This is a genomic window from Natrinema salaciae (assembly GCF_900110865.1).
Lineage (GTDB): Archaea > Halobacteriota > Halobacteria > Halobacteriales > Natrialbaceae > Natrinema > Natrinema salaciae.
This window is the reverse complement of record NZ_FOFD01000003.1, coordinates 714,115-732,561: the sequence shown is the minus strand read 5'-3', so window position 1 is coordinate 732,561 and position 18,447 is coordinate 714,115. Positions and strand designations below refer to the sequence as shown.

The 18,447-nt window shown below is 64.7% G+C and carries 16 protein-coding genes, 2 tRNA genes and 1 pseudogene; 5 read left to right on the top strand and 14 right to left on the bottom strand.

Features of this window, described 5'->3' with window-relative positions; all coding sequences use genetic code 11:
• The first annotated feature begins 87 nt into the window (after positions 1–87).
• Positions 88–1,578 (top strand): HEPN domain-containing protein, encoded by a 1,491-nt coding sequence (locus BMX07_RS12845; RefSeq protein WP_139210876.1) that lies wholly within the window; start codon positions 88–90, stop codon positions 1,576–1,578.
• A gap of 129 nt (positions 1,579–1,707) precedes the next feature.
• Here BMX07_RS12845 and BMX07_RS12840 read toward each other — a convergent pair whose 3' ends face one another.
• From BMX07_RS12840 to BMX07_RS12825, 4 genes are all read right to left on the bottom strand, one after another.
• The gene (locus BMX07_RS12840) at positions 1,708–2,016 is read right to left on the bottom strand and encodes a hypothetical protein (RefSeq protein ID WP_090618277.1); all 309 of its coding nucleotides are present in this window, start codon (positions 2,014–2,016) and stop codon (positions 1,708–1,710) included.
• Between the two features lie 221 nt (positions 2,017–2,237).
• Positions 2,238–2,906, bottom strand: a complete 669-nt coding sequence (locus BMX07_RS12835) for a hypothetical protein (RefSeq protein ID WP_090618276.1) — start codon at positions 2,904–2,906, stop codon at positions 2,238–2,240.
• 430 nt (positions 2,907–3,336) lie between these two features.
• Positions 3,337–3,408, bottom strand: a tRNA-Thr gene (locus BMX07_RS12830).
• A gap of 100 nt (positions 3,409–3,508) precedes the next feature.
• A complete protein-coding gene (locus BMX07_RS12825; protein WP_090618275.1) occupies positions 3,509–4,276 on the bottom strand; it encodes a DUF7114 family protein in 768 nt (255 codons plus the stop codon).
• Positions 4,277–4,336: 60 nt separating this feature from the next.
• Here BMX07_RS12825 and BMX07_RS12820 point away from each other — a divergent pair, with 60 nt between their 5' ends.
• On the top strand, positions 4,337–5,041 hold the full coding sequence (locus BMX07_RS12820) for an enoyl-CoA hydratase/isomerase family protein (RefSeq protein ID WP_090618274.1): 705 nt from the start codon (positions 4,337–4,339) through the stop codon (positions 5,039–5,041).
• A gap of 26 nt (positions 5,042–5,067) precedes the next feature.
• Positions 5,068–5,495: pseudogene (locus BMX07_RS12815) on the top strand (GNAT family N-acetyltransferase); the annotation flags it as partial.
• A gap of 12 nt (positions 5,496–5,507) precedes the next feature.
• Here the strand turns inward: BMX07_RS12815 and BMX07_RS12810 are convergent.
• Together BMX07_RS12810 and BMX07_RS12805 are read right to left on the bottom strand one after the other, a co-directional pair.
• Positions 5,508–8,939 carry a PAS domain S-box protein gene (locus BMX07_RS12810; RefSeq protein WP_090618273.1) on the bottom strand — a complete coding sequence of 1,144 codons (3,432 nt, stop codon included), beginning with the start codon at positions 8,937–8,939 and terminating at the stop codon, positions 5,508–5,510.
• Between the two features lie 177 nt (positions 8,940–9,116).
• Complete coding sequence (locus tag BMX07_RS12805) at positions 9,117–9,911, bottom strand: NAD+ synthase (RefSeq protein ID WP_090618272.1); 795 nt, start codon at positions 9,909–9,911, stop codon at positions 9,117–9,119.
• 205 nt (positions 9,912–10,116) lie between these two features.
• On the opposite strand from BMX07_RS12805, the gene BMX07_RS12800 reads away from it, so the two are divergent.
• Positions 10,117–10,187, top strand: a tRNA-Gly gene (locus BMX07_RS12800).
• Positions 10,188–10,460: 273 nt separating this feature from the next.
• Here the strand turns inward: BMX07_RS12800 and BMX07_RS25140 are convergent.
• The 7 genes from BMX07_RS25140 to BMX07_RS12765 all read right to left on the bottom strand — a co-directional run bounded on the left by BMX07_RS25140 (position 10,461) and on the right by BMX07_RS12765 (position 16,702).
• The gene (locus BMX07_RS25140; RefSeq protein ID WP_245742108.1) at positions 10,461–10,709 is read right to left on the bottom strand and encodes a hypothetical protein; all 249 of its coding nucleotides are present in this window, start codon (positions 10,707–10,709) and stop codon (positions 10,461–10,463) included.
• Positions 10,710–11,666: 957 nt separating this feature from the next.
• Positions 11,667–12,632, bottom strand: a complete 966-nt coding sequence (locus BMX07_RS12790; RefSeq protein ID WP_090618270.1) for a transcription initiation factor IIB — start codon at positions 12,630–12,632, stop codon at positions 11,667–11,669.
• 108 nt (positions 12,633–12,740) lie between these two features.
• Positions 12,741–14,219 (bottom strand): hypothetical protein, encoded by a 1,479-nt coding sequence (locus BMX07_RS12785; protein ID WP_090618269.1) that lies wholly within the window; start codon positions 14,217–14,219, stop codon positions 12,741–12,743.
• A gap of 96 nt (positions 14,220–14,315) precedes the next feature.
• A complete protein-coding gene (locus BMX07_RS12780; RefSeq protein ID WP_090618268.1) occupies positions 14,316–14,744 on the bottom strand; it encodes a universal stress protein in 429 nt (142 codons plus the stop codon).
• 98 nt (positions 14,745–14,842) lie between these two features.
• The gene (locus BMX07_RS12775) at positions 14,843–15,205 is read right to left on the bottom strand and encodes a hypothetical protein (RefSeq protein WP_090618267.1); all 363 of its coding nucleotides are present in this window, start codon (positions 15,203–15,205) and stop codon (positions 14,843–14,845) included.
• Position 15,206: 1 nt separating this feature from the next.
• Positions 15,207–15,446, bottom strand: a complete 240-nt coding sequence (locus tag BMX07_RS12770; protein ID WP_090618266.1) for an amphi-Trp domain-containing protein — start codon at positions 15,444–15,446, stop codon at positions 15,207–15,209.
• 131 nt (positions 15,447–15,577) lie between these two features.
• A complete protein-coding gene (locus BMX07_RS12765) occupies positions 15,578–16,702 on the bottom strand; it encodes a KaiC domain-containing protein (protein ID WP_090618265.1) in 1,125 nt (374 codons plus the stop codon).
• Positions 16,703–16,930: 228 nt separating this feature from the next.
• Between BMX07_RS12765 and BMX07_RS12760 the strand changes: the two genes are divergently transcribed.
• A complete protein-coding gene (locus BMX07_RS12760) occupies positions 16,931–17,767 on the top strand; it encodes an NAD(+)/NADH kinase (protein ID WP_090618264.1) in 837 nt (278 codons plus the stop codon).
• Here BMX07_RS12760 and BMX07_RS12755 read toward each other — a convergent pair whose 3' ends face one another.
• Positions 17,768–18,424: a DsbA family oxidoreductase gene (locus BMX07_RS12755; RefSeq protein WP_090618263.1), complete on the bottom strand. Its 657-nt coding sequence runs from the start codon at positions 18,422–18,424 to the stop codon at positions 17,768–17,770.
• Positions 18,425–18,447: the final 23 nt, after the last annotated feature.

The window sequence follows — 18,447 nt, the reverse complement described above, 5'->3', positions numbered from 1 at the left end:
GTCCCTCTCCGCAATCCTTCATAAGCAAAGGATTGCGGCGTATCGGTGGGAACACAGTTTGAAGACAAATTGGTTACTTGTCCTCCTATGGGCAGTTCGGATAGCGAATTGAAAGAGCGGATTAGAAAGTGTGTGGAAGATTTTGTTGGAACCGTTCGTGAGGAGCAGGATTTCGTTCCTAAACTTCGAATTGCCGCAGGAGATCGGATGGACAGAAAAGAGAAGATCATCGACGAGCCTTCTCGGATTATCACGTTCTACTCCTCACGCCAGCAGGAGTTTTTCAAAGAGACCGCAGAGTGGATGCACGAGACTGAGAACGGATTTGGTCTTGATGAACCTGCTGACCCCGACGACGAAGAAGTCGTATATCTCGGGGCACCGGAAGACTATGAGCCCCCTGAGGAGCCTAACCTGTTCTCCTACGTTAACGCGCTTTTCAACTTCGCTGGCACAGTGATGGATTATTCAGGAGGCTACGTAGTCACGGAGGACGGGTTCAATCGGGCATACGAGGAACATTGGCTTCCGAAGTACGACACCGGGCTGGATACATTCGAAATCATAATTCCACTTCACCTTTTCAATATCCCCGGGGACGACGAGTCAGTTATTGAGTTATCTTCGGAATTTGAACTCCGTCGAAGACGGCACAATTACTATCGGGTCGAGTCGCTTCATATCTGCCCTATCACTGATTCGGAAAGGCGGGGAATCCATACATCCTCAGCAGGTGGAGGGGAGCAGTTCAATCTAAACCCCGTTGACGCCTGTGAGTACAAAATCCATGCAGAGGTAGCAGCACGAGAACCTGAAGGAACTCTCTATGACCCCGGTGAAGAAGTTGGAGAGCGATTAGCGACAGCACTTCGGCTCTTTGACCCTGACCCAGAAACAGGAGATCTGGTCGTTGGCACTACCTTCCGGCGAGAGCCCAACTGGCTAGAATTCAGAGAGGGTATTCCGGATTTCACGGTGATCGGAGACGCGCACAAAGACCGAACACAACGGCAAGAAGCATACCTGCTGTATCCAGATTCGGTTGAAGAGTTTACTGAGTTTTGGGAGCGTCACTGCCAACGGATTCGTCTTGACAAGGACGGTCAGTTCACCCGTTCAATTCAGCGGTTCAACGAAATCTGGTCGAAACGGTTCTACGAAGATCAACTCCTTGACTGTCTCATCGGGCTGGAAGGGCTCCTTCTCCAAGGAGTCGGGCCAGGGAGTTCGATTACCCTTCGACTCAAATTGCGTGGTGGTCAGATATTGCACGATAGGTTACCGTACGAAAGAGAGTACATCCAGAAGTTCCTACAGGACATCTACTCGCTGAGGGGGGACATTGTTCACGAGAATCAGTATCTCGCAGATGTGTTAGACCAAAACAGTCGGCTGAAGGTGTTAGATCAGGAGTTTGACCATCCGAAAGACGTAGTGGCTGAAGCGCGCCGATTCATGGGCGCATCCGTCGTCGCATACATGGATTTAGCCGAAAGAACTGGGTTGAGTATCGACAAGATTGGCGAGAGGATGGACGAAGCGGCTCTCGATGTAGACTCGGCAGAGTTGTTCGATTAGTCGGAGATCGCCACGTACAGCAGGAACAGGCGACTCAACGGCGGTTATTACACTAATCCGGCCACGAGCAGAACAAGTACGTAACCCCGTTCGAGAAAATGGGCCATTTTGCCGGGCGCGAAAGGAGCCTTATCCGAGCCAATAGACTGTCGCCCCTTCACCGTCGGGCCCGGGACAAACTGTCTCGCCCAAGGAATAGTGAGGAAGGCCGACAGTGTCTTCAGGAGAGTTGAGAGTATCTCGTCTGACCGTGAAATCGTTTCCTTCATCATCATCCTCGTCGGGCTTTTTCAGATACGTCACGGTCACGATCTCGCCGGTATCGTCGGCAGGGAAAATCGAGATACCGGTAGAGTAGTATGGGAGAGTAAATTGCTCCCCGACACGAGCCGTCTCACTTCGCCAATTGTAGTCCTCAGGAACGATTTGGATGGTCATTCGAGGATGAGTCAGCAACGAGAGTATTAATCTGTCTCGCCTTGTCGACTCTGAAACGGCGGGAAGCCCTGACTTTAACCGGGCCTCCGAGTCGGCGGGCGCGTTCTTGCAGGATTTGAACACCCAATCGGGAGAGTTTCGGATTGAAGGAGCGCGTTCTCGCAGGTTTGGGCGTTATATGAGGAGAAGTTCCGGGGACTCTCACCGACTTCCCCTTGTCCTCACCAAGAGGAATGGTCAAACCCATATATACCCCCCTCCCCGATGCCTACTTCATCGTGGAAGGGGTCTTCGCCGATCGAGAGTATTGACTTCGGCTCGCGCTCGGCTTCCTCCGCAAAGTTGGGGATTCCGTTTCGGAGATGGTGTTGTACCTTGCCATATCGGCTTACGATGTCGCTCGGGTCACAGACGAACATCCGACCATAGCGGTCGGCCAGTGGAACGCCGTTTTCATCGTGCTTCTGTGGATGGAAAGGCCGGCCTGCTTTGACAGCCACGTACAAGCAGACGGCCACAGCAGTCACGTCCTTACGTTCCCCCTTGATTCGGTCTGGATGGACGTAGAAGTACGCAGACTTGGCACAGGACGCCTGTGCGGACGTGAGCCCGATTTGGAACGCGACGTTCCCGATGAGATCGACATTATCTGCGCGGGTGAAGTAGGGCTTGTTCGTCCGCTTGCCGTTTCGGATACCCCGATGAAGTTGCTCCAGATAGGTGAGTTGTGCTTTCTTGTTCGAGAAGCGGAACGCATCGGGATCCATCCACGTCTCATCGCCGTTCCAATACTCATCAACCCCCTTCTCCCACGGGTAGAACTTGGTCGCATAGTTCGTGTCGCAGTGGTGCAGATCGCTATACGTATGACTGGTGTCTGTTTCGCTCATAGGTAGTCACGGGGAGAACGAGCCCTCTCGTCCGCATCCCCCATCACGACTTAGTCGGAGTATATATCTGTATCGCCGGTTCCGACGAAACCACACTACGGCGGCGTCATAGGAAATGGGAGAGCCTACATTTCTGCCACTCTGGAAGGCCCTTACGAAGTTCTACAAACCGCCCCCATAGGGGATACCCGAGAGTTATCGACCTCCCGGGATGGACGGGCACGTTCCCGCCGCATTCGACTCGCCGCGCTCGGCGTCCTTTCGTAGAATCGCCGCACACGGTCGCCGGACTGTGCTCACGGGTGTCCTTTACGAGTACTGTTTGCCGGTGAAACTCGCCGAGAAACGGGTAGCCTTTCCTGCTCTAATCGGCGATAGTGTTAAGGTAGAAGGGCGCTGTCTGCGAATTACAGTCTGCGCCGCAGGCGCAAGCCTAGGCCGGGATTTGAACCCGGGCTCTCGTCCTTACCAAGGACGCGCTTTACCGCTAAGCTACCCAGGCGCGTACTTCTTCGTTGACCGGAGTCGTCTTTATGGGTTTCGATTCGATCGGGCCGTGAGCCGGGTTATCGTAGTCCCCTCCCACGGTCGCGATCGCCGGCTCAGGGGTCCGTCGCCGACGTCGCTCGATCGGTCGTGTGATCCTCGAGCGACCGGTCTCGAGCGCTCGGCTCGAGCCCTGTGAGACAGTCCTCGACCGGGGGAAAGGAGGTCCCGACGGCGTCGGCGAGGTCCTCGGCGACGGCCAGCAGCCGCGGCGAGGGCGTCTCGCCGACGGCGACGGCCCCGGTGCGGACGGCGAGTTCGAGCACGTCGCGCTCGAGGTTGGCGTCGATCGCGGCGGGGTCGGTGCCGCCCTCGACGGCGAGGTCGGTGCGGCGGGTCTGGTCGCGACCGAACGACTGGACGGTTCGGACGGCCTTGCCGGCGGCGTCGGTGCGGGCCAGCAGGTAGAAGCCGCGGGCGACGAGGATGTCGGCCGCGAGGATGGCGAAGTCGCCGTCGCCGGCGTCCCCGTCGGCCGCCGTCCACGGCTCGTCGTGAGCGAGCGAGCGGGTCAGTCGCAGTCCCTCGTAGATGAGCTGGACGCCGGCCGCGTGGGTGACGATACCGTCGGGTTCGCCGTCGCTCCCGCGGTTGCGGCCGTCCCCTCGCGATCGATCGGCGTCGGCCTCGGTGAACCCCTGCTCGGACTCCCCGCCGAAGACGCGTCCCTCGGACGCCATCGCCGCGGCGCTCTCGAGGGTGAGCGCGCCGGGGAGCATCGATGCGCGATCGAGAGTTCCCTCGATGTAGTCGTGTAGCTGTGGTGGTTCGACGTCCGCGACGGCCTCGGCGGCGGCACGCCGACAGCTGTCGGCCTTCTCCATTAGCGGGGGGTTACGACGGGGGAGGCAAAGACCTTTGGAAACGCCCGATCGACTGCGGCTATGATCGATGTTGACGTGAACGGCCCGATACGCACCGTAACGATCGACCGGCCCGAGGCGCGCAACGCGCTCACCGTCGACGGCCTCGAGACGCTCGAGGCGGCGATCGAGGACGCCGACGAGCCGGTGATCTATCTCCGCGGACGCGGGCCGGCGTTCTCCGCCGGAGCGGATCTCAACGAGGTCGCGGCCCTCGAGGGGAACCGCGACCGCGCGGCCGAGTTCGCACGGCTGGGCCAGCGCGTGGCTCGAACGATCGAGGACTCGCCCGCGGTCGTCGTGGCGGGCATCGACGGCCCCGCGCGCGGCGGCGGCCTCGAGCTGGCGCTGGCCTGCGACGTGCGGGTCGGGACGCCGGACTCGACCTACGGCGAGCCGGGGGTTAGCTTCGGCCTGTTCGGTGCCTGGGGCGGCACCGTCCGGCTGCCGCGCGTGGTTGGCGAGGGCGACGCCCTCGAGTTCGCGCTCTCGGGGCGACCGATCGACGCCGAGGAGGCGCTGCGGATGGGGCTCGTGTCGCGTATCGAGGACGACCCGCGGACCGTCGCCGTGGCGATCGCCGATAACGCGGCCGACGCGCTGGCCGCCCTGAAACGCCGGATCCGGGACGACGGCGAGCGAGCGACGCAGGAGCGCCGCGAGGCTGCGGCCTTCGCCGATCTCGTCGCCGCCCACGCCACCGACGTCGACGCGCTGCTCGAGTAGGACCGTCGCTCGGACGACGGGGGCGACGAACGATCGGGCGCTCCAGACCCGTCACCGGCGAGCAAGAGCGCGAGTTCTTCGAGAAGCAGGTCCGTGTGGACGACAGCGTCGACCTCCTGATCGTCACCGATTCGACGCCCGTCGGGACGATCGGCCTCTTCGAGTTCGACTGGGAGGCACGGACGGCCGAGATCGGGTACTGGATCGCACCCGAGCATCACGAACGGGGCTACGGCTCCGAAGCGGCGGCGCGCGTCGTCCGGTACGCCTCCGACCAGCTCGGGCGCTACCGGACTTCCGCCCGCGTATTCGAGCGCAACGAGCCGTCGAAGCGACTCCTCGAGTCGCTGGGATTCAGTCGAGAGGGCGTTCATCGTGACGCCGAATACATCGACGGGAGCATCGGGACGTCCACTGGTACGGACTCCTCGAGGACGAGTGGCGCGAGGGGTGAGCCGGGGCGAGGTCATCGGGCGGGAAGCGTAAACGAGAACGTCGCGCCTTCGCCGGGTTCGGAGTCGACCCAGATCTCGCCGCCGTGGCGTTCCACGATCCGCTCACAGAGCGCGAGGCCGATGCCCGTTCCCGCGTACTCCTCGCGGCTGTGGAGGCGGTCGAAGACCGTGAACACCCGATCCTGGTCCTCCGGATCGATGCCGATTCCCTCGTCCGTGACCGAGAGCACCCACTCGCCGTTTCGCCGCTCGGCACCGACGCGAATCCGCGGCGGATCGTCGCCGCTGTAGGTGATCGCGTTACTGAGGAGGTTCTGGAGGACCTGCCGCAACTGGCTGGGGTCGCCCGCCACGCGGGGGAGTTCCGCCGTCGTGATATCGGCGTCGGTCTCCTCGATACGGAGCCGCAGGTCCGCGAGGACGTCCTCGAGAACGGCGTCCAGATCCACGGGTTCGAACGGGTCGCCCCGGGTTTCGATCCGCGAGTACTCGAGGAGGCCGTCGATCATCTCGCGCATGCGTTCCGCGCCGTCGACGGCGTACGCGAGGAACTCCTCGCCGTCCTCGTCGAAGGCGTCGCCGTACCGCTGCTCGAGCAGTTGGAGGTAGCTGGTGACCATCCGCAGGGGCTCTTGCAGGTCGTGGGAGGCGGCGTACGCGAACTGCTCGAGTCGCTCGTTGGACGCCTCGAGCTTGCGCTGGTACTCCCGGCGCTCCGTGACGTCCTGAACGACGACCATGCCGGCGAAGATCTCGTCGTCGGCGTTCCTGACCGGCAGGGTATGGGCGTACAGGTGACGCCCGTAAAATTCGATCTCGAAGGCGTTCGTCTCGCCCTCGAGGGCCGCGTCGAAGTACGGCTCGATCTCGTCGAGGACGCTCTCCGGGTAGATATCGGACACGCTGTTCCCGACGCGGTCGTCCGTGGCGATACCGACCTCGTCGTAGAGTTGGCCGCCGACGGCCGTGTACGCCAGGGTCTCGTCGAACAGCCCCACGGCACCCTCGGGGAAGTTCTCGACGAGCGTTCGGTACCGGCGCTCGGACTCCTCGAGTCGGCGCTCGCGGTCCTTGCGCTCGCTGATATCCCGAACGACGCCGACCCGATGCCACGCGCTGTCGTCCGTGGGCAATATCTCGAAGGTCGCCTCGACCGGGAGCGTCTCGCCACCGGCCGTCTGCAGGTCGGCCTCTATCGTCGGCCACTCGATCGGTCCCGCCGCCGTGGCGGCCTCGAGTTCCGCGATGCGCTCGAGCACCGCGTCGTCGACGACCGCGCCGGCATCGGTCCCGACGAGGTCCGACGGCGCGGCGCCGAGCATCGAGGCGTAGGTCTCGTTGACCATCGTGAACCGTCCGTCCTCGCTGACGACGTAGACGCCGTCGTTGACCACCTCGACGATGGTCTCGTAGCGCTCGAGGTGCTTCTTTCGCTCGACCCGCTCGGTCACGTCCTGGGCGAAGCTCAGCCCGGCGAATATCTCGCCGTCCTCGTCGCGGAGCGGCGTCGCCCACACGCGCCAGATCCGGCCGTCGAACGCCGTCTCGACGCTGTCGGTTTCGCCGTCCTCGACGGCCGCCCGGAACAGCGGCTCGAGGTCGTCGGCCGTGTGGTCGGGGAAAATATCCGGCATTCGATCCTCCTCGAGTCGATCGGCCGACGGGAGCGTCTCGCCGAGTTCCGCGCCTTCGGCGAGCGTGTACGTCAGGTCGCGGTCGAACACGCCGACGGCACCGTTCGGGAAGCGCTGGGCCAGCGTCCGGTACCGGCGCTCGGACTCCTCGAGTCGGCGCTCGCGCTCGAGACGGTCGGTGATGTCGCGGCCGATGCCTGCCAGTACCGTGTTTCCTCGGGGATCCTCGAGTCTGGAGGCGGTGAACTCGAAGGGGACGGCGGTCCCGTCTTTCGTTCGCAGCGCAAGTTCGACGGTGGCAGTCCCCGTCTCGAACCCCTCGCGAATCGCGTCGCTGACCGCTCGTTCGTCGTCGCCGTCGAAGAGGGCCAGCGGTTCCATCGACGCGATCTCCGCGTCCGTATACCCGCTGACCTCGACCAGACGCTGATTCCATCGCTGGAGCGATCCCTCCCGGTCAGCGACGTAGAAGACGTCGTCGATGGTGTCGAGAATCGCGTCCGTGTACTCCCTGTACTGCTCGAGGTCGGATTCGAGCCGCTTGCGCTCGGTGATGTCGGCGATGATGCCCTCGACGGCGACGAGGTCGCCGTCGTCGTCGAAGACGCCGCGGCCGTAATCTCTGACCCACCGGATTTCGCCGTCGGCGGTCTCGATGCGATAGGTCTCCGAGAACGTCGCTTCCGCCCTCGTTTCGCGCTGGACCGTCTCCCACACCATCTCGCGATCCGCCTGGACCATCACGTCGCTCCCCCACTCGATATCGCCGCTCTCGAGCGTGTCGGGATCGTACCCGGTCAGCGCGTCGCAGGCATCGCTGACGAACTCCATGGGCCACCCGCGCTCGTTCCGACAGCGATAGACCATTCCCGGAACGTTGTCCATGAGCGTCGCGAGCTCGGGCTCGTGGTCCGTGGGCACGGTGCCGTCGCGGGCCGAGACGACGACGGAGACGACGGCTCCCTCGTCGTTCGTCACGGGTCTGCAGACGCCCTCGAACGCCGCCCGCTCGTCGCCCGATCGGCCGAGGCCCACCTCGAAGTCGACGTTCTCACCGGTTGCGGCTCGTTCGATCCACTGCCTTCCCACGGACCGGATCCCGTCGTCTGTCCCCATCCAGGGGAGCGCCCAGAACGGCTCGCCAGTCACCGCCTCGCGATCGGCGTCGACGTACTCCATCGCCGTCTCGTTGACGTCGACGACCGTCCCGTCCGGCTCGAGCAGCCCGACGAGGACGTTCGGGTCCTCGAAGATCGCGTCGAAGCGACGCTCCCGGCGCGTTCTGTCCCGTTCGTTCTCGATGGCCGACTCGAGGACGGTCACGACGCGCCGGAGAAAGTCGCCATCCACATCGGAGAACGCCCGCCGCTCCGCGGCGTACACTCCGAGCACGCCCCACGGATCGTCGGCCGGACCAACGCGGACGCTGAGACTGCTTCTGACGTCGCGATCGGGGAGAAATTCGGGAGCGGCGAACCCCTCGTCGGTGTCCAGATCGTCGACGACGACCGGCTCCGCCGTCCGAAGCGTCCGTCCCGTCTGCGAATCCGGGTGGATCTCGATCGTCGTCCGCTCGCCGTCCCGTTCCCAGCCGACACACTGCCGGAGAACCGCGTTCTCTCCGTCCGGCAGCGACTCGAGAAGCACACAGTAGTCAGTCGCTAGCGTCTCGGTGACTGCGGCCGCCGCGTCACGTCGAAACTGGTCGAGATCGTCCGTTTCCAACGCTCGCTGGCTGAGGTCGGTGACGATCTCCTGGCGCTCGAGACGCGCGAGGAGGTTCGCGTCGGGAGGCGAAGACGCACCCATTCTACACAGATACACAGACTCGGATAATAAAATATCTCGGTCCGGCCGGCTCGAGAACGCGGCCGCTCGCCGCCCGCATCCCGCACTCCACGCCCCGCGTCGGCGGCGCGGCCGAACGGGCGACCGGATCGACGCGAGTTCAGCGGCCGCCAACTACCGCGCGGAACCGGCCACGGCTCACGGCAGCGGGTCCGGTGCCGGCGGGACGTTTCGTTTGTGTTCGCTGCGCTCGTACATCTCGCGGACCCGTTCGACCGTTTCTTCGTCGACCTCGAGCAACCGGGCGGTCGCGGCGACCGAGAGCGGGCCGTCGATGTGAGTCGCGAGGATCGAGTCGAGGGTATCGTAGCTGATTCCCAGTTCGTCCTCGTCGGTCTGGTCGGCCCACAGCTCCGCTGTCGCGGTCTTCGCGGCGAGTTCCTCGGGGACGCCGACGTGACGGGCGAGCTGCCGGACCTGTCCCTTGTAGAGGTTCCCGATCGGGTGGCAGTCGACGGCCCCGTCGCCGTACTTGGTGAAGTAGCCGACGGCGGCCTCGCTGCGGTTCCCGGTCCCGACGACCAGCCGACGCTCGTGGTTGGCCACGAGGTAGTTCAGGACCGCTCGGACGCGAGCGCGCGCGTTCCCGACCGCCTCGTGGTCGCCCTCGGCCTCGGGATAGGCCGATAGCACCGAGTCGACGATCGGCTCGATCTCGAGTACGTCGTACGTGATTTCGAGGTCCTGTGCGACCCGCTCGGCGTCGCTCATGTTCCCCTCGCTGCTGACGGTCGCCGGCAGGACGAGGCCGTGGACGTTCTCGGCCCCGAGCGCCTCGACGGAGAGATAGCCGACTAGCGTGCTGTCGATCCCGCCCGACAACCCGAGGACGACGCCGTCGGCCCCCGCCTCGTCGACCCGCTCCCGAATGAAGCCGGTGATGTGTTCGCGCCGCTGCTCGAGCTCCGCCTCCGAAAATCGAAGGTCGATCATGGGGGCTAGTACGGCCGGCGTGGGCAAATAGCCTCCCCTCTCCGGAAAAAAGTGACCGAACGTCTCGTTCGTCAGCCACTCGCGGCTCGAGGTGGCGGTAGCAGCGGACTCGGCGTCGTGAACACGACAACGGGAAGTCCGGGGACGAGCGGGAACCGCTCGAGAGCGCTACGTTGAAGTGTAGTCGTCGAATAGGTCAGTACGAGCGCCGGTGGTCCAGTGGTAGGACTCGAGCTTCCCAAGCTCGCGGCCCGGGTTCAATTCCCGGCCGGCGCATGGGCACGAGTTGCTCGGCGAGCTTTTTGGGTACAGTATCGAGTGATGGTTCGGCTATCAGACTGCACTGACTCGAGGAGAGCGATCGGCCGGCTCGACTGTGTGAAGCCTGCGCCTGCTCGTCCGTCCACCCACGTAATCGAGACGGGCCAGTATCCGACGGTGACGACGCGGGGCGGTGGCGGTGAGCCACAGCGTACTCGTGCTAAATTCCGCACGAGTGTCTATCGTGTGATTGAAATTGTTGCCAGCCCTGGTGGAAGTCCGCCGTAGTCACTGTCCAGAGACGAGGTGTTCGAGGCCGCCGAAGAGTTCGGTGAGGGTGCTCGGATGTGGTGTGTCCGCTGGAGAAAAGCGGATCATCACGGCGTCGGACCCCTCGTGGACGGAGAGTCCCGAAACGGCCTCGTTCGGAAGTTCGATCCGGGCAGACACCCCCTCCGCGAGACCAAGGTCTCGACGGAGAGCAGTCGCGAGCGCCGCGGTATCTTCGGCGTTCTTCGAGTCCAGCGCCAGTGACACACGGAGCACTCCCGCCTTCGAGAGAGACCCGTACCGACGTGTAACGTGGTCGTACACCGGCGGCTGCCGAACAGCTGTGGCGCAGTCGCACGGTAGTTGAACGTCGCCGAGAGTGAATCGAAACGGAGACTGCCGTCGGGTCAGGTCGTACGTCGAGAGCGTCGAGCCACCGACCGGTTCCTCGTCACCATGCCAGACCCCGATAGTATCGACGACGACGGACGGATGTCCGACGACGAACGTCGTCTCTGCGAGCACGCCCCCGGCTGTGTCTCCGGCAGTGTACATCGGCCTGCCGTGGCGCGTTTGAGTCCGCCGGTCGTTTGAGTCACTCGAGCTAACGAGGTCAGCAAAGTGATCTTCCGTCCAGTCGGCCCAGACGACGACTGCACCGCGACCGTCGGCCGAACCGACGAACGCGAGCTTCCCGATACGCGATGGATCGACAGTCGCAGACGAATCGCTGGACACCAGTCCGCGAAGTTGAGTGGGAACGGCCGCAAACGGGGCGGATTCGGCGATCGATCCAGCGACGGCGCTGACCACCGCTGGCGGCTCCGCACGGTCGACCTGAACCACGGCGAGCGTGTCCGCACTCGCCGGAATCGTCCCGGCAGTGAGATCGTCAGCGCCGAGTTGGTCGGAACCGCCAGCGGATCCCAAATTGGTGATGATGGTCTCATCGCCGAACACTGCGACACTGCCGCCGAATAGGACACTACCGACACCGAAGAGAAGCCGTCGGCGTGACTGGTCGGAGAGCATTTGCTTCTAACACGTCCTCACGTCAGGAAGTGATTTGCCGTCAGAGAGCACGGCACCACACGTTGTGACCGGGACATTCAGCCCCTGCTGCAGGTCGGCGTCGATCTGATCGTCGTCGGACGCTGACGGCTCGTCGCTCGAGTGCGCCCAAAACCGAGAGAATAACGATCGATACCGCAGGAGGTGGCTGCCTTACTCGTGAATGCCCATCGCTTCGATCTGCTCCTGATACCGGTTTCGGATCGTCACTTCGGTCACCTGCGCGACGTCCGACACTTCGCGCTGGGTCTTCTTCTCGTTACAGAGCAGCGAGGCGGCGTAGATCGCGGCCGCGGCGTAGCCGGTCGGCGACTTGCCCGAGAGGAGCCCCTTCTCGGTCGTCGTGTCGATGATCTCGTTGGCCTTCACCTGTACCTCCTCGGAGAGTTCGAGCTCCGAGCAGAACCGCGGGACGTACTTCTTGGGGTTGACCGGCTCCATCTCGAGGCCGAGTTCCTGCGCGACGTAGCGATAGGTGCGGCCGATCTCCTTGCGCTCGACCCGCGAGACGGCGGCGACTTCCTCGAGAGATCGGGGGATGCCCTCCATGCGGCAGGCGGCGTAGAGCGTACTGGTCGCGACGCCCTCGATGGAGCGCCCGCGGATGAGGTCCTCGTCGAGCGCGCGGCGGTAGATGACGCAGGCGACTTCGCGGACGGATCGCGGGATCGCCAGCGAGGAGGCCATCCGGTCGGTCTCCGAGAGTGCGAACTGCAGGTTTCGCTCGCCGGCGTCCTTGGTTCGGATGCGCTCTTGCCACTTGCGGAGTCGGCGCATCTGATTGCGTTTGTCCGAGGAGATCGAGCGGCCGTAGGCGTCCTGGTTCTTCCAGTCGATGGACGTCGTCAGGCCCTTGTCGTGCATCGTCTGGGTCGTCGGCGCGCCGACGCGGGACTTGTTCTGTCGCTCGGAGTGGTTGAACGCGCGCCATTCCGGGCCGTGGTCGATGTTCGACCCTTCGACGATGAGACCGCACTGATCGCAGACGAGTTCGCCCTGATCCTCGCTCTTGACGAGCGTTCCCCCGTCACACTCGTCACACACCCGCTCACGCTCCGGTTCCTGCGTTTGTTCTGTCGTTTCAGGATCTCGTTCGCGTTGACGGGTGGGGCTTGCCATTTCGTCTTGATAACGACGGCGCAAGAACTTAAGGGCTCGGCACAAGATGATCGCGGTTTACCGGACGAGTCCACAGCGCGATCGATGCCGAAACGGCGAAAGACGGCCTCACAGGTAGCCGAGGAGGGTTCCGGCGAGTACCAGGACCCACATCGCCGTCCCGACCAGTAACATGTCGTTGAACTTCGAGCTTCGGGCGGCCCGCTTGGCCGCGCCGCCGGCGATCAGGCCGAGCGCGACGACGACGAGCATCCGCTGGGCGACGACGTCGACGGGCAACGCGCTGACACCGAGCAGACTGTAGTCGAGCCAGATCGCCACCGCGAGCGACCCCGCGGCGACGACGGCGGCGTCGAGTCGGCGCGTGAGCCCGCGTGCGACCAGGTAGGTCGCGAGCGGAATCCCGACCCCGATCACCGGGTACAGCAGCGCGGCGATCTGGTGGGGCGTGAGGAATCCGGCCTGTCGCTCGAGGACGAGGCCACTCATCCGGACGCCGAGGTACAGCGCCAGAATGGTAAAGACGAGGAAGATGTGGCCGGCCTCGAGGCGAGCGTAGGCGGCGGCGAGTCGCTGGCGGTCGACGTCGGTCAAGTGGTCGTCGATCGCATCGGGAGCCCGTTGGGCGATCTGTTCGCCCGCGCTCTCGGTTTGGCTGGACGCTCTCGCGGTGCGCCTGCGGGCTCTCGCGCCGACCAACGTGGGGACGACCAGCAGTCCGGCGAGTTCGACGACGGTCGCCCAGCCGTCGGCGTCGGCGGAGTTCCTGTTGGCGAGGTACATGCGTCGCACGTCGTCCTGGACGTCGACCCGCGGGTGTTTCATGAAGTCGGCCTCGACTTTCGTCTGGGCGTCCTGCGAACCGTGGACGCGGTGGCGGAGCGTGAACCAGTCGAAGTGTTCGGAGTGGGTCTGCATGATGACCCAGTCGTCGTTCTCGTTGGGGCTCTCGTAGAGCCGGATGTGGTAGCGCTGTCCGTAGTAGTCGCCGTCCTCGAGCTGTCGGGTCTCGGTCGTCCAGTACCCGCTCTCGTTCGGGCCGGGGTTGACGTACGCGTAGCGGGTGCCGCCGTCGGCGTTCCCCCAGTCGAGATCGGGGAGGGGACCGTCCGGTTCGGTCGGCGTCTCGTTGGTCGCGTTCCGCGACGAGTTGTTCGCCATCGGTTCGTCGATCGTCTCGTTCTCCGGTCGCGTTCCGTTGTCGGAGGCGTTGCCGCCGGTCAGCGAGTAGGTGTCCGGGAGCGCTTCCTCCTCGGACTCGTTGATCTCGGACCAGTCGCCGCCGGCGTCGGGGTCGGCCAGTATCCGCTCGACGTCCTCGGTGTCGCCCCGAACGATCACGTTGATCGGACTCCGCTTCTGAAACGTCTGTTTCGGACTGAGATACTCCCAGAAGCTGCTCTCGGAGTCCTCGAGCGTGACGAGTTCCGGGGTCGATTGAGATTGAGATTGGGATTGGGATTGGGTCCGCGTCGTCGCGTCGGTTGCGGTCTGGTCGGTGGTCACCGACAACAACAGCGACGGCCCGCCGACGAGCAGGAACGCGAGGACGAGCAAGACGGCTGCGATCACTAGCGAACGGCGCATCTTCCCATCACTAGCGACGGCGCGTACATCAAACCACGTGTATCGCCGGTGGTTACGCGAGCGAACGCCGACCTGGCGGTACTCGAGGCCGGTCGGTCACACGTCCGGACCGACGGTGGTAACGGGGACGGGGGCGTCGCGGACGACGCGCTGGGAGACGCTGCCGACGACGTTGCGCTCGTACTCGTCGCCGCTGGTCCCCATGACGATCAGATCGACGTCGGTAGCCGCGGCGTACTCGACGATACGCTCGGCCGGGTGGCCGGTATCGACGGCGGTCTCCGTTTCGACGCCGGAGCCGGCGGCGCGCGTCGCCGCGTCGTCGATCGCCTCGCGGGCGCTCGCCTCGAGGTCGTCGCGAACGCGCTCGACGCGGTCGTCGTCGAGCACCAGAAAGGCGCGGTCGTCGACGATCGAGAGGACGTGGAGGGTCGCGTCGCTGGCAGCCGCGATAGCGACCGCGTGGTCCGCGACGGTCGCCGCGTGGTCGCTGCCGTCCGTCGGAAACAGGATCGTCTCGTACATCGGTGTCTAGGTGAAAGACTCGAGCGAACGCAAAAAGGACTGTCCCACGTTCTCTCCGCGCGGGAATTCCAGGTCGGGGCGGTACTCTTGGAGCGATCTCAGACCCCCGGGATGCCGAGCGCGTCCGGCGTCACCAGGCCGAACACCGCGAGCGCGTAGAGGATGCCGACCGCGACGATCCAGGCGACGAAACCGATCGCGGCGGCGGATCCCCAGCCGCCGGGGTACCGCCAGTTGATGACGCCGACCCAGATGAGCAGCATCAGCAACACGCCCAGGATGGGGACCCAGCCGACGAAGAAACTCGTGATCGCCCACGCGGCCGCGCCGATCAGGGCGGTCACCGCCGCGTTCACGAAGCTCGCGTCCCTGTCCAACACCAGCCGCGCGCCGGCGAGGATGGCGATCGTCCCCACGAGCAAACTCAGGACGAAGATGAGAATGGAGTCCGCTGCAGCCATGTTAGGGTTTCCAGCTCAGTTCGATTTCGACTGTCTCACGGTCCCCCCGGAGCATCGACGAGCGTTCGACGACCTCGACCGAGATGTCGACGTTGTGGGGCGGGTTGAGCGATACGTCCTTGTTCCCGACCGGGATAGAGACCACCTCACTCTCGCTGTCGAACTCCGTCGCGATTTCCTGGAGGTACGCGGCGAGTTCCTCTCGCGGCAGTGTCTCGTCGGCTGTCGTCCGTTGCGCCATGCGGAAATCTCGGACGGCTGCCCGCAAAAGTATGGGCAGCGAACGGCACGATAAGTCGCTGTTACTCGAGCGAAACATGCTGTAACGTTCTACTGCGGGGAAGCTGCTGGAAACGAGTACGAAACACGACGTTAGAACAGGTTAGCCTGTTGATAGACCGAAATCCCCTCGTCCGTGATCTCGTAGGGTTTTTTCTCCCGGGAGTGGTTCGCGTCGCGGACCTTCTGGATCTCGACCGCTAACCGGGTTTCGCGGAAGTCGTCGGGCCGAACGTACTGCAGGACGAAGACGGCGTCAGTGAGGTACTCGACGATCCCGTACCGGGAGGCGTAGGGCGATCCCTCCGAGGCTTCGCTGGTCAACAGCGCGGTGACGCCCGCCTCCTTCAGGCTTCGGGAGAAATCGTAGATTTCGTTGCGGCGTTTCGCCCGATCGTCGTACATCATCTCGAGCAAGGAAACCGAGTCCAGCACGAGCCGCGAGGCGTCGAACTCCTCGACGAGCGCGGGGAGTTCGTTGCGGATCGACGCCAGACTGTTCGCCATCTCGATGGGGTCGACGTCGACGACCGCGAGCCGTCCGTCGGCGACGTACTCGTCGAACGGGTACCCCTTCTCGGTCGCGCTGTTGATGACGCGCTCGCGGCTCTCCTCCAGCGTGATGAACACCGCGCGCTCACCCTGCTCGAGCCCGCGGTTGAGAAACTGGAGGCCGAACGTGGTCTTGCCGGTCCCGGCGCTGCCCATCGCGACGATCAGGGAGCGCTCGGGAACGCCGCCCTGGATCATCCGGTCGAGCCCCTCGATGCCGAGGTCCAGCCGCGGGAGTTCCGAGTCGATCTCCTCGTCGAAGTCGGGGTCGTCGCTGCCCCCCAATACGAAGTCGAGGTCGTCGAAGCCTTCGGGTCCGGCGGCCGCCGTCTGCTCTTCGGCGACGTCGACTGCCGGCGCGTCGACTCCCTGCAACGCCGAACCGAAGTCCTCGTCGAACAGGGAGCCGTCGGTGGACGTGCCATCCGTCGCCGACGAATCCCCGTCCCCGTCCCCGTCCTCCTCCCCTTCGCGTCCGGTCGGACCGTCGCCGTCGGTGTCGTCAGTCTCGTCGCTGCCGTCCTCGGCGTCGACCCCCGAGACGGCGGGTGCGTCAGCGCCGGACCCCGCGCTCGCCTCGTCCTCGTCGAGTGCGCGTTCGAACCAGTCGTCGGCGTCGTCGTCGTCGGCGTCGTCACCGTCGGCGTCGTCACTCACGGCGATCACCTATCGATCGACGCCGAACGGCGGACCGGAACTCGCCGGGTAGTCCGGCCGCTGGCATCGCCGGCGACGCGACGGGTCGTGTACGCGAGTGAACGGACGCCATACTGGACACTGCGACGGGGTCGTCGCGGGAGTTCACGTGACCGGAATCGTTCCACCCGGATTAACTTTGTTGCCGGCGACCGGACAAGCGTGGCTTTTTGACGACGGGGCGGGTAGCCGCCGACGATGGACGTCGACGTCGGAATCGTTGCCCAGCGTGACAACGAGCGTGCACAGACACTCGCCGCGAGTCTCGTCGACGCCCTCGAGCGCGAGGGCGCGAGCGTCGTCGTCGACGAGGCGACCGGCGAGGCGGTCGAGGCGGCCGCCGTTCCGGTCGACGCGATGGCGGGTCGAGAGCTCGTCGTGAGCATCGGCGGCGACGGGACGCTGTTGTTCGTGGCCCGCGAAGTCGGCTCCACGCCGATCCTCGGCGTCAACCTCGGCGAGGTCGGCTTTCTCAACGCCGTCGCGCCGGACGACGCGCTCGGCGTCGTCACCGCGCTCGTGACGGAACTCAACGAAACGGGGACCGTCGAGGGGCGGGACCTGGCGCGGCTTCGGGCGAGCGGCGTCGACGCGGACTGGTCGCTCGAGCCCGCGCTGAACGAGGTTCTCGTCCACGGGCCGCGTCGGGGCAGCGGCGGCGGCGCGACCGTCGAGATCGGGATCGACGGGCAACGGTACACCGAGAGCCACGCGGACGGCGTTCTCGTGGCTACGCCGACGGGGTCGACCGCCTACAATCTGAGCGAGGGCGGGCCGCTGGTCCACCCCGCCGCGGAGACGCTCGTCGTCACGCAGATGGCCGCGACCCGGGCGATGCCGCCGCTCGTCGTCGAACCCGAAACCGAAATCACGCTCACCATCTCCGGATCGGAGAGCGCCTACGCGATCAGCGACGGCCGCAACCGACAGCACCTCGAGCCGCCCGCGACGGTCGCGGTCTCGCTCGCCGAGGAGTCCGTCCGGCTCGTCGGGCCGCAAGCGAACTTCTTCGACGGGCTCGACAAACTCGAGTAACTACTGCCCCTCGACGAGTCGTTCGAGGTGTTCCGGCGGGACCGCGCCGCGGGCGACGTGGCCGTCCGAGAGAAACGTCGGCACGCCGGTGATCCCCGCCTGCTGTGCCGCCGCGAATCGGTCCTCGAGCGCCGCTCGAATGCCCTCGTCGGCGACCGCGTCGCGGATCTCGTCGGTCGGCAGGTCGGCGTCCGCGGCGAGGGTGGCCAGCACGTCGACGTCGCCGATGTCGCGTCCGTCCTGCCACAGCGCCGTGTAAATCGACTCGTCGAAGGCGTCCCACTGCTCGGGATACTCGCGCTTGACGTACCACGAGGCGACCTGCGCGTCGAACGAGTCAACGTCGGTCGCGATCTCCTGAGCCATCTCGACGTCGTACTCCGCCTGTAGCCGGCGGACGTTCTGTCTCGCCTGCTCGTAGTACTGGTCGTCTTTCCCGTCGTCGGCCTCGCGGTCGATCGAGCCGTCGGGGTTTCGTTTCCCGCGCCGCAGATCGAACGGATGCCACTCGACGTCCAGCGGTTCGTCGCGTTCCTCGCGGTACTGCTCGAGCGAACGCGTTCCCAGGTAACAGAACGGACAGACGTAGTCGGCGTAGATCGTGAGTCGATCGCCGGGCGTCGGCGCGTCGTCGGCGTTGGTGTCAGCGTCGGCCATAGCCTCGCTAGGACGGTAGGACG

What these genes read in the sequence shown, in the direction of transcription:
- BMX07_RS12825 (WP_090618275.1), bottom strand. Translation starts at nt 4,276, where the DNA reads ATGGAGAAGGCCGACAGCTGTCGGCGTGCCGCCGCCGAGGCCGTCGCG.
- BMX07_RS12805 (WP_090618272.1), bottom strand. Translation starts at nt 9,911, where the DNA reads ATGATCGACCTTCGATTTTCGGAGGCGGAGCTCGAGCAGCGGCGCGAA.
- BMX07_RS12770 (WP_090618266.1), bottom strand. Translation starts at nt 15,446, where the DNA reads ATGGCGCAACGGACGACAGCCGACGAGACACTGCCGCGAGAGGAACTC.
- BMX07_RS12785 (WP_090618269.1), bottom strand. Translation starts at nt 14,219, where the DNA reads ATGCGCCGTTCGCTAGTGATCGCAGCCGTCTTGCTCGTCCTCGCGTTC.
- BMX07_RS12760 (WP_090618264.1), top strand. Translation starts at nt 16,931, where the DNA reads ATGGACGTCGACGTCGGAATCGTTGCCCAGCGTGACAACGAGCGTGCA.
- BMX07_RS12840 (WP_090618277.1), bottom strand. Translation starts at nt 2,016, where the DNA reads ATGACCATCCAAATCGTTCCTGAGGACTACAATTGGCGAAGTGAGACG.
- BMX07_RS12845 (WP_139210876.1), top strand. Translation starts at nt 88, where the DNA reads ATGGGCAGTTCGGATAGCGAATTGAAAGAGCGGATTAGAAAGTGTGTG.
- BMX07_RS12820 (WP_090618274.1), top strand. Translation starts at nt 4,337, where the DNA reads ATGATCGATGTTGACGTGAACGGCCCGATACGCACCGTAACGATCGAC.
- BMX07_RS12780 (WP_090618268.1), bottom strand. Translation starts at nt 14,744, where the DNA reads ATGTACGAGACGATCCTGTTTCCGACGGACGGCAGCGACCACGCGGCG.
- BMX07_RS12755 (WP_090618263.1), bottom strand. Translation starts at nt 18,424, where the DNA reads ATGGCCGACGCTGACACCAACGCCGACGACGCGCCGACGCCCGGCGAT.
- BMX07_RS12810 (WP_090618273.1), bottom strand. Translation starts at nt 8,939, where the DNA reads ATGGGTGCGTCTTCGCCTCCCGACGCGAACCTCCTCGCGCGTCTCGAG.
- BMX07_RS12790 (WP_090618270.1), bottom strand. Translation starts at nt 12,632, where the DNA reads ATGGCAAGCCCCACCCGTCAACGCGAACGAGATCCTGAAACGACAGAA.
- BMX07_RS12775 (WP_090618267.1), bottom strand. Translation starts at nt 15,205, where the DNA reads ATGGCTGCAGCGGACTCCATTCTCATCTTCGTCCTGAGTTTGCTCGTG.
- BMX07_RS12835 (WP_090618276.1), bottom strand. Translation starts at nt 2,906, where the DNA reads ATGAGCGAAACAGACACCAGTCATACGTATAGCGATCTGCACCACTGC.